This window comes from Bifidobacterium sp. LH_730 (assembly GCF_056355835.1).
Window position 1 is genome coordinate 402,344 of sequence record NZ_JBKETB010000001.1, and the last position, 17,457, is coordinate 419,800.

11 protein-coding genes and 1 pseudogene are annotated in these 17,457 nt (G+C 62.9%); 3 read left to right on the forward strand and 9 right to left on the reverse strand.

All coding sequences use genetic code 11. The annotated features are described in order from the left end of the window. The first annotated feature begins 58 nt into the window (after positions 1-58). The 3 genes from AC1AUD_RS02010 (at position 59) to AC1AUD_RS02020 (ending at position 2,821) form a co-directional block, all read left to right on the forward strand. Positions 59-1,444, forward strand: coding sequence for a hypothetical protein (locus AC1AUD_RS02010; protein ID WP_476571562.1), 1,386 nt, complete (start codon positions 59-61; stop codon positions 1,442-1,444). A gap of 59 nt (positions 1,445-1,503) precedes the next feature. After that, positions 1,504-2,346 carry a serine hydrolase gene (locus AC1AUD_RS02015; protein ID WP_476571767.1) on the forward strand — a complete coding sequence of 281 codons (843 nt, stop codon included), beginning with the start codon at positions 1,504-1,506 and terminating at the stop codon, positions 2,344-2,346. Positions 2,347-2,455: 109 nt separating this feature from the next. Beyond that, positions 2,456-2,821, forward strand: a complete 366-nt coding sequence (locus AC1AUD_RS02020; RefSeq protein WP_476571564.1) for a VOC family protein — start codon at positions 2,456-2,458, stop codon at positions 2,819-2,821. 238 nt (positions 2,822-3,059) lie between these two features. Here the strand turns inward: AC1AUD_RS02020 and AC1AUD_RS02025 are convergent, their stop codons facing one another. The 9 genes and pseudogenes from AC1AUD_RS02025 to AC1AUD_RS02065 form a co-directional block, all read right to left on the reverse strand. Beyond that, on the reverse strand, positions 3,060-3,500 hold the full coding sequence (locus tag AC1AUD_RS02025) for a DUF3021 domain-containing protein (protein ID WP_476571566.1): 441 nt from the start codon (positions 3,498-3,500) through the stop codon (positions 3,060-3,062). A 44-nt stretch (positions 3,501-3,544) separates the two neighbouring features. Next, on the reverse strand, positions 3,545-4,027 hold the full coding sequence (locus AC1AUD_RS02030; RefSeq protein WP_476571568.1) for a LytTR family DNA-binding domain-containing protein: 483 nt from the start codon (positions 4,025-4,027) through the stop codon (positions 3,545-3,547). A 741-nt stretch (positions 4,028-4,768) separates the two neighbouring features. Further along, a pseudogene (locus AC1AUD_RS02035) lies at positions 4,769-10,030 on the reverse strand (Lhr family ATP-dependent helicase); the annotation flags it as partial. Positions 10,031-10,293: 263 nt separating this feature from the next. Then, a complete protein-coding gene (locus AC1AUD_RS02040) occupies positions 10,294-11,547 on the reverse strand; it encodes an MFS transporter (protein ID WP_476571570.1) in 1,254 nt (417 codons plus the stop codon). Positions 11,548-11,654: 107 nt separating this feature from the next. Next, positions 11,655-11,879 carry a helix-turn-helix domain-containing protein gene (locus AC1AUD_RS02045; RefSeq protein ID WP_476571572.1) on the reverse strand — a complete coding sequence of 75 codons (225 nt, stop codon included), beginning with the start codon at positions 11,877-11,879 and terminating at the stop codon, positions 11,655-11,657. Beyond that, entirely contained in the window at positions 11,879-12,418 is a 540-nt protein-coding gene (locus AC1AUD_RS02050) for a DUF2975 domain-containing protein (protein WP_476571574.1), read from the reverse strand. Before AC1AUD_RS02050 ends, AC1AUD_RS02045 begins: the two co-directional genes overlap by 1 nt. A gap of 165 nt (positions 12,419-12,583) precedes the next feature. Beyond that, on the reverse strand, positions 12,584-14,956 hold the full coding sequence (locus AC1AUD_RS02055) for a DNA gyrase/topoisomerase IV subunit B (RefSeq protein ID WP_476571576.1): 2,373 nt from the start codon (positions 14,954-14,956) through the stop codon (positions 12,584-12,586). Between the two features lie 66 nt (positions 14,957-15,022). Then, on the reverse strand, positions 15,023-16,402 hold the full coding sequence (locus tag AC1AUD_RS02060; RefSeq protein WP_476571578.1) for an RNA polymerase sigma factor: 1,380 nt from the start codon (positions 16,400-16,402) through the stop codon (positions 15,023-15,025). A gap of 148 nt (positions 16,403-16,550) precedes the next feature. Then, on the reverse strand, positions 16,551-17,285 hold the full coding sequence (locus AC1AUD_RS02065) for a DUF4192 domain-containing protein (protein WP_476571580.1): 735 nt from the start codon (positions 17,283-17,285) through the stop codon (positions 16,551-16,553). Positions 17,286-17,457: the final 172 nt, after the last annotated feature.

A 17,457-nucleotide genomic window follows, 5' to 3' on the forward strand; every position in this document is an offset into this window, starting at 1 on the left:
ACGGGCCCGCCGAATCGCCGGCCCGAGACATGGTGCCCACCTCGTCACGATGGATATCATGGATGTATCCATCAATGTCGATGAGGTGGGCACCATGCGTAGAGCACAGCATTTCTTACGCGCCATAGTTTCCTTGGCGATGGTGGCCATGCTGTGCGCGACGACCGCGTGCGGACCTTCCAATGCCTCTCAAACGCGTAGGGCTGCAAAATCCGTCGATTCCTCCGCCAAGTCGCACAAAGGGCGGCCCCCGCCGCATTATCTCGACAGTTACGCCGATATAACCCCCGTCGAACGCGATGGCCGCGCCCTTGCCATCAGCGACGCTCCGGCTCCCGCCCTCGAATCGTTGCCTCAAGGCAATCTGGCCGACCTGTTCCTCGGCTCGGACACTCATGGATGGCCCGAAAGCATCGATTTCACGCCGCTGGTATTGTCCGACGGCAACGAGCTCTTCGGACAGACGACGGCCGCCGACGACACCGGCCAGCGGATGTCCTTGGCGGCATACGATCTTGAAGACAACGTCTTCCGCATCGTCGACAGCGTCGCCGACACGGGCGAACTCGATGCGCTGCGCATCCTCGCCGCCAGCGAACGACGTGCCGTCTTCGAACAATACAATCAAGACACGCAGCGCGCCGCATATCTGCTGTTCGATATCAAGAAACGGACGACCAGCACCATCCTTTCCGTCGAAGATGCGCCGATGGTGCGCACCTCCGCCGCCGCCATCAGCGACGACGGCATCATGGTCAACTATCCCGCCAACGGCGGCGATGGATACAAGCTCGCCTTCCTCGACTTCGCCACTGAGCGTCTGATTCCGGTCGAGGACTCGTTCTGCACCTCCCTCGTCCACGCCAACGGGCGCTGGTATTACCTGTTGCGCGACCTCGCCTCGCAGGACGCGACGCTAATCGAACTCGATATGGCCGCGGCGACGAAAACCATCGTGGCGTCAACGCGCGGCGCGGACAGAGTCATGAACGATCTGGCCTCCAACGGCACGACGTTGTTCATCACCTTCACAGGTCGCCATCCCAAGCAGGAGCGGGACACCATCGGCACGCTTATGCAGGTCGATTTGAAGTCCCGGCAGACGACGCCGCTGTTCACCGCGCACTGGATCGAGTCGGCGCAGGCATCGTCGCGCTGGCTGACATGGCTCGGCGATCCACTGGAGGGATACGGCGACGAACGTGTGCGTCCGGAATCGTTCGTCTGGGATCTGCGCGAGGGGCGGCTGCTGCGCAATGAGGCGGGTTCCGTGTATCTGGGCGCGAACGGCATGGCTTGGATGGCCTACCGGCAAAGTGATGGGAGCATCGCCAAAGGAGCGTTGCACGGCAATGGGACGACGGGCATTCTGTTCCATGCGGATGACACGGATAATACGGATGCCGCGAATGATGCGGACGACACCGGCAAAGGCGGTGCGTGATGGCCGGGCGTGCGATTGGGGGCACGGACAAGCATCCCCGGAGACTTCTATTGGCATTCGTGACGGCGCTGGTGATCATCGCCCTCGTTATTGTGGCTTGGACAATCACCGCACATCCCCGGAACGACGCTGACGGTGCCGCGACCACGCGCACTGCCGCGCCGCTGCCGGTGATTCCGATACCGGATGTCGAGCCAATCGCACTGGGCCCGCGCCCATCCGAGGCGGAGATGACCGATATCCGCGCCCAGCTGGACACCGTGTTCGACGGCTCCCGATATGCGGTGCTAGTCGCCGATGCCGCCGATGGCAAGGTCCGGGTGGACATCGATTCGAACGAGACGTTCACCGCGGCCAGCACCTATAAATTGTTCACGGCCTATTCGATGGCGAGTGCCGTCGAAACCGGCGCGATGTCTTGGGACACGCCGTTGGCAGGCAAAACGCTGGACAGTTGCATGGAGACGATGCTCGTCGATTCCGACAACACATGCCCGGTGGCATGGTTGACCGATGTGGTCGGCAACGCGGGCATGACCGCGCAGGTGAACGCCTTGGGAGCCGTCTCGACGGTCTGGAGTTCCAATCACGTGACGACCACCGCCACCGATCTGACGTTGGTGTTGCAAGGGTATTACCGCAGCTCGTTGCTTTCGAGCGATTCCACGACGCGCATCCTGTCCCTGTTGGAGAGGCAACGCCATCGCAACGGCATTCCGGCCGGTATGGCGGAACGTGGCGTGACCCGAGTCGCCGACAAAGTGGGGTTCCTCGGCGGTTTCCTCCACGACGCGGGCATCATCTACACGCCGAAAGGCGATTTCACGATCGTGGTTTTGACCGAGGGCTCGTCATGGGATGCGATCGCCAAGGCCACGGCAGTGATATACGACGCGCTGTGATATTCACTACCCACCGGTCGCTTGGATTACCAGCAAAGCAGCACGACATTGACTAAAGTGGTGACCGACGGATGGCATCGGCGCCGTCCGCAATGGCAAGGAGGATCGCATGATCGATCATATGACCATCAAGGTGAGGAATTTCGAGAAGGCCGTGGCCTTCTATGACGCGGCGCTGGCTCCGCTGGGATATGCGCGCGGCGTGGCGTTCCCGGGCGTGCAGCAGTTCGCTGTCGGCGACGGCTCCAGCGTATTCGTCTCGACGGCCGGCGCGGATGATGCGGTGGCGCCGGTGCATGTGGCGTTCCACGCGCCGAATACGGATGCGGTCGCCGCCTTCCACACGGCCGGACTGGCCAACGGCGGCACCGACAACGGAGCCCCAGGCCCGCGCCCGCATTACGGCCCGAACTATTACGCCGCCTTCGTGCACGATCCCGAAGGCAATAACATCGAGGCCGTCATCAATTCCTGACAACTCGCCGGAGTCTGCTGGGGTTCGCCGATGCCACGCAGCCATCGGCGAACCCCGGCGTACGTTTGTAAGCAGTCCGACGAACCATCTGCGTACAAACGTACGCTGACGGCTTCTCAACGTACGTTTCGTCGCGTAGGCTCCGTCGGACTGCTCATAAACGTATTCTGACAGCTGCTCACCGTACGTTTATGCGCACAGGCCTCGTCGAACTGCGACAAACCGTACGCCCGGAAAATCAGGAGCGGTGCTGACGGCGCTCGGCCAAACGCTTGTTCATGGCCGCGATATCCTTTTTGAACGTCAATCCGCATATCGCGCCGGTCACCAGGCTGAACGCCACCATCATCAATGCCGTGCCGATGACGGCCCCCACACCCTGCTGCTGGGGGAGCCAGCCGGCCCAGCTGCCGGCCAAAAACATCACGGTCAGACCGATGCCATAGACCGCCAGCAACTTCGCCCATAGCGCGACCCGATCCATATAAAACAGCGTGGAGGGCAGGCCGAAACCAAGACCAGTCAGCAACGCGGCCACGGCTTGCCTCACGAAAGCCTCCCCCTCTGGAGTTCCGGCCGCCGCGCCGATAATGCCCTGCATCGCCACGACGATAATGCAGGCAACACTAACACTGTTAAACGCACATTTGAGGGCCATGCCCATCATATTCTTGTTCATGTCTTCGTCCTTTCGTTCGATGCCCATAGGGCCTGCATCTTCGCTCACATGCCCAGCGCGGTTTTGAATCCGCGCAGGCAGCGGCGTGATATCCATTCGACGGTGCCGTTCGACAATCTGACGCTGACGGAGCCGCCGAATCCGGGCTCGATGCGTTCAATAGCATCGAGATTGACCAGCACCGATTTGGACAGCCGCACGAATCCGGTGCCGAGTCGTGTTTCAAGTTCATACAGCCGTTGGGCCGAGCGGAATGTCTGCTTGGCCGTATGTAGCACCACACGTCCATCCTCGACCCGAGCCATGAGGATGTCCTTCAGGCGCAGCACCACCATCGAGTCGCCGGATTGGGCGAGCACCGCATCGCGCAGCATGGCGCGTTGCTCGCGCATCTGAACGGTGCCTGCGTGCTCGCCGCAGCGGGCGAGTTCGTCCGCCACCCGTGACACCGCATCGTCCACGCGACGGGTCTCGATGGTGGCGTGTTCATGCGTCGTCTCGGGAACAACGATCACGTCCACATCCATGTTGTCACGCTCTCTTTCTCTGGTTTTGCCGGTTGGTGTTCCGACATTTTCAAGGTACCGCCGTGGGATCGGGTTTGTCGCGCTGATTACGGCGAACGGTCGGTTCGCTGCGGTGAACGGTAATGGCGCGCGACCAAGGGGATGGAACTATGCAACGAGCCAGCGTGTTCAGCGATAGAAGGTCATGCCCTGCGGGCTGGGGGCAAACCCGGCCCGGCGCAATACGGCAAAATATGGGTTGCGCAAAGTCAGTGCTTGGCCATTGACGTCAGACAGGGTGAATGACCCGGGTTGTGCACGAAGCAAGGCATCGATCAGCGCGGTGATGGCGGCGTCCATAATAACTGGAGAATAGGATCCTTCGACTTCGGTCGCTCCGCTCCCTTCGCTCAGGATGACAGGATTGGGCTCACCGCCATTCCAAGCAAAGCCACCGGTCGGCATCTCCCTACCGTCATCCCGAGCGGAAACGCCAGCCGACATCTCTTTATTGTCATCCTGAGCGGAGGTGCGAAGCACCGGAGTCGAAGGATCTCCCCCGCATAGCACCGTCAAATGCCGCGATTTCGCTGAGGCATAGACAACCGGAGTTCCACCGGCATAGACGACGATGCCACCGGCGCGGCGGGCGGGTTTGGTCGCGACCTCAGGCGTCGTGGGCCAGGGGATGGTTCCGCCAGCCAAACTCACCGGGTCGAGTACGCTGATCGCAAGCACCGTCTCTCTTCCACAACCATCAGCCGACTCGCTGCGGTCCTTGGCGAATCCGCGCAGCACATCCACGGTTTCCTTGGCGGCGAACTGGGCCGCGCCGAAGCCCTGCACGAACATGCCCCGCACCAGCGTGCCGCGCTCTTCCATGCGCTTGAGCACCGGATAGAGCGCGGAGAATCCACCGGGCACTTCCTCGGCCACCAATGGCGATGCGATGACACCATATCGGTCGAGCAGCACATCGACAAGGGCCAGCACGCGTCGTTCCCGCGCATCGGATGTTTGATCGTGCTGGGTGCCGTCCGCCGGCATGTTGCTTTCATCCTGCGCAGGGCCACAGGAATCTCTGTAAGCTCCGTCAAGTCTCGCCACGGCGTCGGGCGTCATACCGGTGGCATGCAACATGGTCTCGCGCGAACCTGTTTCCACGTTCCCGTTCATGGCGCCGACTGCCATCCATAGACCGGACATATCAGATGCAGTGGCGGGCGCGGCGATGCGCACGCGACGTCGCGACGCGCGCAACGGGGCGCGCACCGTGCGAGCGCCACCGCGGCTCTGGCTTTCTGCCATCGCCCGCACAGGTGCGAAAGAACCATTGGTCACTGCTCCCCGCCAGACCAGAGACCACAGCGCATCCCGAAACTGTTGGTCGGACCATGGCTTGGCGACGATTTCACCGGTATCAGGATTCACTTCGGGAGCAAGTTCATTCCAGCGACGACGTGCCATTGCCGCCAACTGGTCGGCGCGCCATGCTCCTCCCCCGGCCAACACGTCGAGAATGGCGTCTGGCAACGCACCAAGGCCTGCGGCGGCTCGACGAGAAGCCTCACCGTTCCCATGGTTGGCAGTGCTCCCACTGCTTCGCCCGATTACATCGCGCGCTGCACGGTCATCGCCGCCGTCGCTGATATTGACATCATCCTGGGCAAGGTTGGAAAAAAGCAGTTCAGAAGAATCGGCGGGATGGAACGATACCGCGCCCGCCGCACCGGGCTTGGCATCGCCCGAGCCGACCCATACGACGTCGCCGGTAGCGATGAGTTCGTCAAGCATCGCCGGCCGATAGTCTCGCACACGCGCGGGGAACACGGCCGTCTCCCATACGGGTGTTGGTAGGGCGATTCCCTCCAGCTGCTCGATGATGCGCATCAGCCCGTCGAGTCCTTCGTATCGCGGTTCGCCGGCGGGCCCTATACCTTGGCGGTCGAAGAGGAAGCGTTGGAATGTTGAGGGGGTGACAGGTTTGATGGCTTCGCGGGCGCGTTTGAGGGAGCGGGCGCGGATGCGGCGGAAGACTTCTTTGTGGAGATATTGGAGTGGGGCGGGGGTGGAGGAGGTTTGATCTGGCATTATCCCTCCGGCTTTGCCCGGCAGATCCTCTCCCCCAGTCGGATGCGCCGACAAAATCGGATCTGACGACGCTTCTGCCATGGAAAGCGACGAGTTGGTGAAGCGGGCTTGAATGAGATCGCCCTGGGCGAGGAGACGGTCGAGTTCATGGACGATATCGGCTGCCGGGAGACCGAGACTTTGCACTGCTTCGTCGGCGGTGAAGGGGCCGTGGGTTTTGGCGTATCGGGTGACGCGCCCGGTCACGTCATCGGGAGCGAGTTCGTTCCAGAAGGTACGGCCGCTCAATTCCTCGGTTACTTCGACGATGGCTTCGGGGTCGAGCACCGTGGATAGATCAGCGTCTCCAAGCAGACGCTCGAGCACCTCGGGGCCGACCGATAGCAGTTGCGCGCTACGCTCGGCCTGCGGCACGTCGTATTGGTACATGACTTGGCCCACGTATCCGAACAGCAGGTTCTCGGCGAGAGGCGAAGGCTGTTGTGTCTCAATCGCAGTCAAGGCAACGGAACCGTCTTTGAGCGCGGTCATCAGCTCGCGTAGGGCAGGCAGATCGTAGACATCTCGCAGGCATTCACGCGCGGTTTCGAGCAGCAGTGGGAAATTGCGCCGGGTGCGCGCCGCATTGAGCAATTGCGCGGCTCGCAGCCGCTGCTGCCACAAGGGCACACGCTTTCCGGGGCGTTCGCGCGGCAGGAACAGCGATCGCGCCGCGCATTCGCGGAACCGTGCGGCGAACAGCACCGATTCACCGACCTGGGTTTCGATGGCGCGGGTCAGATCATCCGGGTCGAAGAGGAACAGGTCACGCAGCCATGCCGCGGTATGTTGTCGCATCGCTGCGTCGTTCGATGCGATCTTCCCGGAAGCGGAGTCCGCAGGGATGGGAAGATATGAATCGGCGTCAACGAATCGCGTCGTCACGGGGTTGCCACGACCTTCTTTCTCGCCCAAGACGCCGCCGGCCGCCCCCTCCGGCAAGCGCACGATGATGCCGTCATCGGCCGCATAGGTCTGGCCATCGAAGCCATAGCGTTGCTTCAACCGATTGCTCACGGCCATCGCCCATGGCTCATGGACACGCCGGCCGTAGGGCGAGTGCAGGATGACGCGCCAATCCCCTTCCTCATCGGGACAACATTCGATGAGCAGGGTTCGGTCGGAAGGCACGATTCCGGTGAATGCCTTCTGCTCGGCCAGTAGCGAGGCGAGGTTGTTGATTGCGTTGGTGTCTAGGCCGTCGGCGAGGAGTCTGGCTTCGGTGGGTTCGTCGAAGTGATGGGTGCGGACGGGTTCCGGAAGGAGATTCTTCGACTCGCTTCGCTCGCTCAGAATGACAGAGTCAACAGCCAATCCGGCGGCGACTTCGCGCAGGAAACGGCCTTTGACGCGGCCGAAGCCGGCGTCGCGGCCGGCGCCTTCGCCATGCCAGAATGGCAGGCGGGCGGTTCGCCCTGGGGCTGGCGTCACCACGACGCGGTCGCGTGTGATCTCCTTGATCTGCCAAGTGGAGGTGCCGAGCGTGATGACATCGCCGACGCGCGACTCGTAGACCATTTCCTCATCGAGTTCGCCGACGCGTTTCGGCCCCTTGTCTGCGTCCGCCTCGGGCAGGACCACCGTGTAGAGGCCCCGGTCAGGAATCGTCCCTCCGGAGGTGACGGCCAATCGTTGCGCACCCGGGCGCGCAGATATCACGCCCGTCTCCTCGTTCATCACCAGCGGCGGGCGGAAGGCGGAGAAATCTTCGGCATCATAGGCGCCGGTCATCATGCCCATCACCGCGTCGAAATCGGAACGTTCGAGATTGGCGAAAGGCGCGGCACGACGCACCACCGCATACCACTCGTTCGGATCGAGGTCATCCATCGCGGCGGCGGCCACGGTCTGTTGGGCGAGAATATCAAGCGGGTTGCGTGGAATGGACAATGGTTCGATATCGCCTTCACGCATGGCTTCGACGGAGGCCGCGGCACCAATGATCTGTTCACGGGTCAAGGGATAGAACAATGCATGCGAGACGCCTCCGACGCGATGATCGGCACGTCCCACGCGCTGCAGACCGCTGGAGACGCTAAGCGGTGGCGCGATCTGAATGACCAGATCGACCGAGCCCATGTCGATGCCCAGTTCGAGGCTGCTGGTCGCCACCACACAACGCAACCGACCGTGCTTCAGATCCTCCTCGATGCGTTTGCGCCGGTCCTTCGACACGGAGCCGTGGTGAGCCATGGCAATGGCGTCATCCGTTCCATGCGAACCAACCAGTTGCATGGTGCCGCCCACAACGGCGTCGTAATGTCTGGAAAATCCCTCACGGCCTTCCGGCGAGCTTTTATCCTCCACGATTCCCGATACGCCGTGGGACATCGGAGACATTGGACGCATAGGCGAAGAGAAGGATATGCCGCTGGACGCCAGGTCTGACGTAACTTCTTCAGTCGCATCGTATGGCATGGCATCCTTGGAATCCTGCGGATGACGACGCTTGGCGTAGAGGTCATTGAGGCGCGCGGTGATCTTTTCCGCGAGTCCGCGCGAGTTGACGAAGACCAAAGTGGTCCGATGAGCCAGAATCTCGTCGAGTACGCTGCGTTCGACGACGGACCATATCGAACCGCCACTGCTTTCCGACGCGCTGGCGCCACCACCCAATGAGCCCGCGCCGTCGGCAGCCGGCCCCATTCCACCCATGCCATCACCGGGCGCTCCAATGATGGCCGGAACGGAGATGGATCCAGACTGTCGGTCGTTCGTAGGAGACCACTCAGAGCGATCTCCGTCTGCATGCGGCCCCGCCGGCATGCGCGCCACGCCACCGCGTATGCCGACCACAGCCTGGTAGCCGATGCCGTCACCATCAGGCTTGGCCAATCCTCGGCGCGCGGCGAGTCTGCGCATGGCCGGGGTGACGCCCGATATAGGCTTGGCATCGGGACGATCTCCATCCACTCCGCCGGCGCGATGTTTGACATTGGCGGAGGCGAGATCACGCATATCGGCCAGGGGCTCGACAATCCTGAGATCCATCGCCGGACTGGTTCCAGCGTCGATAATCTCGACCGGCTGTGTGCCGCCGAGGAAACGAGCCACTTCATCGGCCGGCCGCACGGTGGCCGACAATCCGATGCGTTGAACACGACGATTGGGAGCCTCTCCCCCGGACCGATCATCACACCGTTTGGCAGATTCCGAGTGACCGGTTTCGCCCGAGCCGGATTCCGACGTGACCTCCGGCACGCCCTTCACGCGCGAGCCCCGCTTCCGCGCGACCAACTCGTCGAGCCGTTCCAAACTCAGGGCCAGATGCGCACCACGCTTGGTGCCGGCGAGCGCGTGCACCTCGTCGACGATGACGGTCTCGACGCCGCTCAATGCTTCGCGCGCCTTGGACGTGAGCATGAGATACAGCGACTCGGGCGTGGTGACGAGGATGTCCGGCGGATGCGCGGCGATGCGCCGACGCTCGGCGGGCGTCGTGTCACCCGACCTCGTGGCGACCGTAACCGTCGGAGTAGGCAGTCCCATCGCCTCGCATTGGGCGGCGATGCCTTCCAGTGGGCGCATGAGGTTCTTGGCCACATCCGCAGCGAGGGCTTTGAGCGGCGAGACGTAGAGGATTCGGACGCCATGACGACGCCCGTTCCGAGATGTGCATCGTGAGCCAGCCTTGGGCGCTGGACTGTCAATGGACTGGGTGCCGACCTCTTCTTGCGGAGATCTAGCACTCTGCGTTCGCTCGGCCATGAGTCGGTCGATGGCTGCCAGGAAGGCGGCAAGGGTTTTGCCCGAGCCTGTGGGCGCGATGACCAGCGTGTTGCGACTGGAACGGATGGCCGGCCATGCGCGGGATTGCGCTTCGGTGGGCTTGCCGAAGGCATGGGAGAACCAGGCCCTTGTGGGCGGCGAGAATTCTCCTATGCCTTCGTACATATGTTCGATTATAGCGAAGTGGGAGATGGGGCACACCGGAGTCGATTTTCCGGCAGTTTTCCCCTTCGCAGATTCTCTCCCTCCGGCCGCCGAAGGCGGTCACCTCCCTCATCAGAGGGAGGACGCAAACCACTATGCCCCCTCTAGAGGGGGCTGGCGGCGTGAGCCGACTGGGGGAGAAATTCCTCGGCGCGCAACTGCGACCTCTCCCTCCGTCGCGCTTCGCGCGCCACCTCCCTCATCAGAGGGAGGATGAACGCGAATCAGCCGCGAAGCTTGCGCAGGCGTTCGTGCATGACGAACATGAGGGCAAGGAACACCAGCGCATACCACGGATAGAGGGCGATCGACACATACTGGGCGATCAGGCCGAACAGCGGCGGGACGAGCATGGAGCCGGTATAGGCACATGCCATCTGCACACCGACGATGGCCTGGGAGTTCTCTTCGCCGAAATATCCCGGCGTCGAGTGGATGACGCACGGATAGATCGGCGCACAGCCCAAGCCCATGAGTCCGATGCCGATCAGCACCGGCACCATGCCCGGCAGCGGCAGCAGCACCACGATGACGCCGGCGAGGAGCAGGGCCTGTCCGATGCGGATCATGGTCGGATCATCGAAGCGCATGGTCATGAAACCGCTCAGCAAGCGCCCCACGGTGATGCCGAGGTAGAACACACCGGCCCAACTGGCGGCCGCGACGGTGTCGAAGCCACGGCCCACGGCCAGGTAGCTACTGGTCCACAGGAAGCAGGTGCTTTCGATCGCGCAGTAGCAGAAGAACATGATGAGGATTTCCTTGGCGCCGCGGATCGCAAGCACTCCGCGGATGCCTAGGGGCTTGCGGGCGGCGGGAAGATCCTTCGACTCGCTTTGCTCGCTCAGGATGACAGAAGAGGCAGAGGCATCGCCCGCGGCGACAGAGGAGGAGGAAGAAGAAGTGGCAGCGCTTTCGACGGTCGCCCCCTTGCGGCTCTTCCACAACGGCAGCGAGAGGAAGAGCAGGAAGGTGAGCACGACCTGGATGATGCCGATATAGCGGTATCCCCACTGCCAGCCCTGGCCGACGGACAGCGCGAATCCCATGATGTAGGGGCCGGCGGAGGCGCCAAGGCCCCACATGCAGTGCAGCCAGCTCATATGCCGGCTTTCATAATGCACGGCGACATAGTTGTTGAGGGCGGCGTCCACGCCACCCGCGCCCAAGCCATAGGGGATGGCGATAAGCAGCAGCAGCCAGTAGTTCGGGCTGACCGAGAAGCCAATCAACGCCACCGCCGTCATCGCCACGGACACGGCGGTCACGCGCCCCGCGCCGAACCGCAACGTGAGCCTGTCGCTCAGCAGCGCCGAGATGATCGTGCCGGCGGAGATGATCATCGAGATTCCGCCCTGCCACGAGATGGGCACGCCGAACTCCTGATGCATCGTCGGCCACGCGGAACCAAGCAACGCGTCAGGCAAACCGAGCGAGATGAACGCCATATAGATCACGGCGAGCAGAAGGTTGACCATCGGCACACTCCCCTGTGTTATGGGCGGGCATCGGCCTTCGATGCCGCCACACGGTATATTCTTTACTTAGGTAAGTTAAACCATCCCCTAGACTACCAACCGGTCGGTCAGCCGAGATCTTCCTTTGACTCCGACACCCACTCCAACAGGTCGGAGGGCTGGCATTCCAACACGCGGCAGATCTGGTCAAGCGTGGAGAAACGGATGGCCTTGGCGCGCCCGTTCTTGAGGATCGACACATTGGCCGGGGTGATGCCGATACGTTCGGCAAGTTCCCCCACCCCCATGCCGCGGCGGGCGAGCATCACATCGAGGTTCACACGAATCGCCATCAGATCACCGCATCCAGTTCTCGCCGCTGCGCCGTGGCCTGCACCAGCAGCGAACGCATGACAAGCATCAGCATGACGAACGCCGCGGCAAGCGCCGCCACGGCAACCAATCCCAACGCAACAGCCGGCATCATCAGACTCGCGCCAAACTCGACGCCGGTCACGGGGTCGACGGCGCGCGGACTCCAGAACAGGCCCACCGCCAGCACGCCGAACGCCAACACCCCTTCCATCACGGCGCAGCCGATGATGAGATCGACCCAATGCACCGCACGCTCGGAAAAGACATCGCGGCGCTCGACCATCGCCAGAAGCGAGAACAGCGCGGCCAAGGCGATTTCGACGCACAGGATGCCGAGCAGTCCCGCGACGCGATACGGCCACAGGGCGGGCATGGTTTCCGGCGCCACCTCGACCACCGCCGCGGACAACGGGAACAGCATCCACTGCCCCGCCACACACAGCAGCTCCCCCGCCACAATAAACACCCTGAGCGCGGCGACGACGGATGGGCTAGGCGCAATTTCACGGACATCCATTACGGCCTCCTTTGCCTACAATATATCGAATAACAATATTATTATATTGTTATTCGATATATTTTGGCAAACCGATATATCCTCTGCATATGAAAACGGGGACGGAAGCGCATTGTCTCCGTCCCCGTTCCTCCGCGGCGGCCGTAAACCAGACGGCCGATTGCATCAGGTGTCGATCTTGGAGCGGTCGAAATCGTCGGCATTGTCGACGATGAAGGCCTTGCGCGGCGGCACGTCGTCGCCCATCAGAAGGTCGAAGATCTCGCTGGCCTGCGCGGCGTCCTCCATGCGGATGCGCCGCAGCATGCGAGTGCGCGGATCCATCGTGGTGTCCGCCAACTGGTCGGCGTCCATCTCACCCAGGCCCTTGTATCGCTGGATGTCCTCGGCGTAGCCGATATGCTGCGCATCAAGCTCTTCCAGCTTGTCGGCCAACTCGTCGTCGGAATAGGTGTAGATGTATTGCCCCTTGCGCGGGCCGGTCAGCGCGATGCGATGCAGCGGCGGCACGGCGGCGTAGACGTAGCCATGCTCGATCAGCGGCCGCATATAGCGATAGAACAGCGTGAGCAGCAGGATGCGGATATGCGCGCCATCCACATCGGCATCGGTCATCATGATGACCTTGTGGTAGCGCGATTGCTCGATGTCGAAGCTCGCGCCGGAACCCGCGCCGACGACCTGGATGATCGCCGCGCATTCCTTGTTGGCCAGCATCTGCGTGATCGAGGCCTTCTGCACATTGAGGATCTTGCCTCGGATCGGCAGCAGCGCCTGGAAGCCGGCGTTGCGCGCGGCCTTGGCGGTGCCGAGTGCCGAGTCGCCCTCGACGATGAACAGTTCGGCCACATCGTCGTTGCCCGGCTGGCAGTCGGAGAGCTTGGCCGGCATCGAGGCGGATTCAAGCGCGTTCTTGCGCCGCGTGACCTCCTTGGCCTTGCGCGACTGCACGCGCGCGTGCATCTCGCCGACGATCTTCTCGAGCACACGGCCCGACTGATCCTTGAAGCCACGCTTGGAGCCGGTGATCATCTCGCCGAACTGTTGGTCGGACATCTTGGTGACGATAGGTTTGACCTGCGCGGTGCCGAGCACATCCTTGGTCTGGCCCTGGAACTGCGGTTCGGCGATGCGCACGGTGACGACGGCCACGAGTCCGGCCATGATGTCGTCGCGCTCGATGCGCATGTTGGAGTCCTTGAGGTTCACCTTGAGCTTGCGCGCGTTGGCCTCGACGGTTTTGCGCACCTGCTTGGTGATCGAGTTCATCAGGCCGTCGACGTGCATGCCGCCGCCGGGCGTTTCGATGATGTTGACGAAGGAACGCATGACGGTGTCGTAGCCGTTCACCCATCTCAAGGCGATGTCGACGCCGCAGGTGCGGGTCACCTTGGCGGCGTGCAGTTCGCCGCCATCGCCGACGCTCTGCGTCTCCTCCTCGTAGGTGTCCTCGCCCTGGATGCGCCAGATGTCGGAGACCGGCTCGCCCTTCGAGAGGAAGTCGACGAAGTCCTTGACGCCGCCGGTATGCAGGAATTCCTCGACGCGGGCGTGGGCGGGGGTGGAGACGGCTTCGGCCGAGATGGAAGGAGATCCTTCGACTCCGGCTTCGCCTTCGCTCAGGATGACAGGAGCGGCGGAAGCATCGTCAGGGACGGTAGGAGATCCTTCGGCTTCGCTCAGGATGACAGGAACGTCACCGTCCGCATCACCGTCATGCTGAGCGGAGCGAGCGTCAGCGAGCGCAGTCGAAAAATCCCGCTCGTCCGGCTCGTCGACCTCACGCATCTCGTCGACGGCGGCATCGCCCGTGGCTTCGATGGCCTCGTCGACAACCGTGATCTTCAGCCCCGGCACGAGGAAGCTCGTCTGCCGCACGCGCTCGATGAGCTGCTCATACGAGAACTCGGCGGTTTCGTTGAAGATCTCCGGGTCAAGCCAATACGTGACCCTGGTGCCGGTGCGCTTGGGCGGCACCTTGCCGATCACCTCGAGTTCGGTGGGCTTGTTCTTGCGCGTGCGCTTGAACGCGTTGCCTGGCGCGCGCAGGGGCGCGCCGTCCTCGCCGACCGGATCATCGTAAATGCCGGGATGGCCCTGATGGAAGGCCATATGATACGTTTTGCCGCCGCGATCGACCTCGACATCGAGTCGGGAGCTCAGGGCGTTGACGACGGAAGAGCCGACGCCATGCAGGCCGCCGACGGCGGTATACGAGGAATTGCCGAATTTGGCGCCCGCGTGCAGCTTGGTCATCACGACCTCGACGCCGGTCAGATGCGTTTTCGGCTCGACGTCCACCGGGATGCCGCGCCCGTTGTCGGCCACGGTGATCGAACCGTCGGTGTGCAGCGTGACGACGATATCGTCGCAGAAGCCGGCAAGCGCCTCGTCGACGGAATTATCGATGATCTCCCACAGGCAGTGCATCAGGCCCTGCGAATCGGTGGTGCCGATGTACATGCCGGGGCGCTTGCGCACCGCGTCCAGCCCTTCGAGGACCGCAAGATCCTTCGCGCCGTATTCTTCTGTGGGCATGATCACCTATCTATATACGAATGAATCCAATATGTCCTCCCTCATCAGAGGGAGGACATCCGCCAATCATTGATCCAAGAAGTCCCGCAGGGTCTGGGAGCGGGACGGGTGGCGCAGCTTCGACATGGTCTTCGACTCGATCTGGCGGATGCGCTCGCGCGTCACGCCATAGACACGGCCGATGTCGTCGAGGGTCTTGGGCTGGCCGTCCTCAAGGCCGTAACGCATCTTGATGACGCCGGCCTCGCGCGGGGACAGGGTCTCGAGCACCTGCTTGAACTGCTCCTGCAGCAGCGAGAACGCAACCGCGTCGGAGGGCGCGATGGCGTCGGTGTCCTCGATGAGATCGCCGAACTCGGAATCGCCATCCTCGCCAAGCGGGGTGTGCAGCGAAATCGGCTCGCGGCCGTATTTCTGCACTTCCTGCACCTTCTCGACAGGCATGTCGAGCTCGCGCGCCAGCTCGTCGGGCGTGGGCTCGCGGCCCAGGTCCTGCAGCATCTGGCGCTGCACGCGCGACAGCTTGTTGATGACCTCGACCATGTGCACGGGCACGCGGATCGTGCGCGCCTGATCGGCCATGGCGCGGGTGATGGCCTGGCGGATCCACCACGTCGCATAGGTGGAGAACTTGAAGCCCTTCTTCCAGTCGAACTTCTCGACGGCGCGGATCAGGCCGAGGTTGCCTTCCTGGATCAGGTCGAGGAACAGCATGCCGCGGCCCGTGTATCGCTTGGCCAGCGACACGACGAGGCGCAGGTTGGCCTCGAGCAGATGGTCCTTGGCCTTCCTGCCGTCGTTGGCGGCCCATTTGAGCTCGCGTCGGCGGGCGAACTCCATGCCCTCGCCCTCGGTGTCGAGCAGATGCTGGGCATACAGGCCCGCCTCGATGCGCTCGGAGAGATCGACCTCCTGCTCGGCGTTCAGCAGGCTCACGCGACCGATCTGCTTGAGATAGTCCTTGACAGGATCGGCGGTGGCGCCGGCCGCGATCACACGGCGTTTCGGATTGCCCGACGGCGTGAGGTTGTCGTCGTCATCGTCGTCGCGCACGACGAAGGCGCCCTTTTCCTTGGGGGTCTCGGGCTCCTTGCGCTTGGACTCCTCCTCGTCGTCGTCCTCGGGCTCGGCATCCTCGTCGGAGTCCTCGTCCTGATCGTCGAGGTCCTCGTCCGCATCCGTGTCCGAGTCGACGTCGTCGAGGTCCTCGTCCAGATCCTCCCCGACGGGCTCGTCGAGATCCTCGTCCTCCTGAAGCTCCTGGTCGTCGACCGTCGGATCCTCGATCTTGGCCGTCTTCTCCGACTTGGAGGCCTTGGCCGTCTTCGGGGCGTTCTTCTTGGCGGCGGTCTTCTTCGCCGACGCCTTGCCGGCGGACTTGCGCGCGGTGGTCTTCTTGGCGGTCTCCGCCTCGGTATCGGCAGCCTTGGTTTCCTTGGTGGCCAAACTCAACCTCCTGCATGGGCTCCTGTCAGAAACGCCATATCATATGGGCGCACTTCTGGCAAGGGCAAATCGTCAACTATGAGAGTAAACCATCTGACGCGGACGATTATTCCCCTCTCCATTCCCGCACCCGAGCGACAGGACCCCGTCAACGGCACCACGCCGGCCATGCTCCCCGGTGCGCCGCCGCGAACACAATCGCCGCAAGCGAACATTCCCCGTCCAACGCCAGGCACTGCAAGGACGCCTCGACGGCACGGCCGTCTCCCATCCACCACAGCACATAGGCGACGACGGCGAGCGGCTGCACGGCGAAACGCACCGGTGCGCGGACGGCCGCATGACCGAGCAGGTCGATGCCCAGGCGGCAGCGTTCCTCGTCCGGCGCGCGCAACGGATCGTCGAAGCCCTCGGACAGCAGCAGATGCATGCGCCGCTTGCACAGCGGATCGTGCGGACGCGCCACGAAGCCAAGCAGTTCCTCGCGATCGCACTCGCCATCGGCGATCATCGACAGGATCAGCGCGTCGCGCATCGACAGCGTCTCGGTCATGACGACGACAAGCGCCGCCAGAGTCTCGTCCTCCATGGCCGAGGAACAGCCCGTGAGATGCCCCAGCCACTCGTCCATCGGCACGAGGGACCAATCCGCGTCCGCCCGACCGGGGCCGTTGGCCCGTCTATCGTGTCGGAACTCGCGTGCCATCGTCTCCATCGTCTCTTCGTCGAAGGGATCGTCGGCGGGCATGCGCACGGTTTCCGGCGCCTTCCCCGGCGCCGCATGACGTTCCCTTCGTCTCCGTCCCGCGGCGCGCCGGCCGTCCGTCTGGCCATCCGCATGCCGGGCACGCGTCTTCATGTCCATATCGTTGTCCTGTTCCATCGGGTCCTCCTTGACCTCAAGATCGCTTCCGACGGCCCGGAACGGACCATCGTGCGGACGCCTTCCGCGCGCCGCGTCCCGAGTATGCCCGACGCCGGCCCTCGAACGCAAGGAAAAACGGCCATTGTGGTCGGAGGCTTGTTTTCGTTGGAACCACGCGGTTCTTGCGATT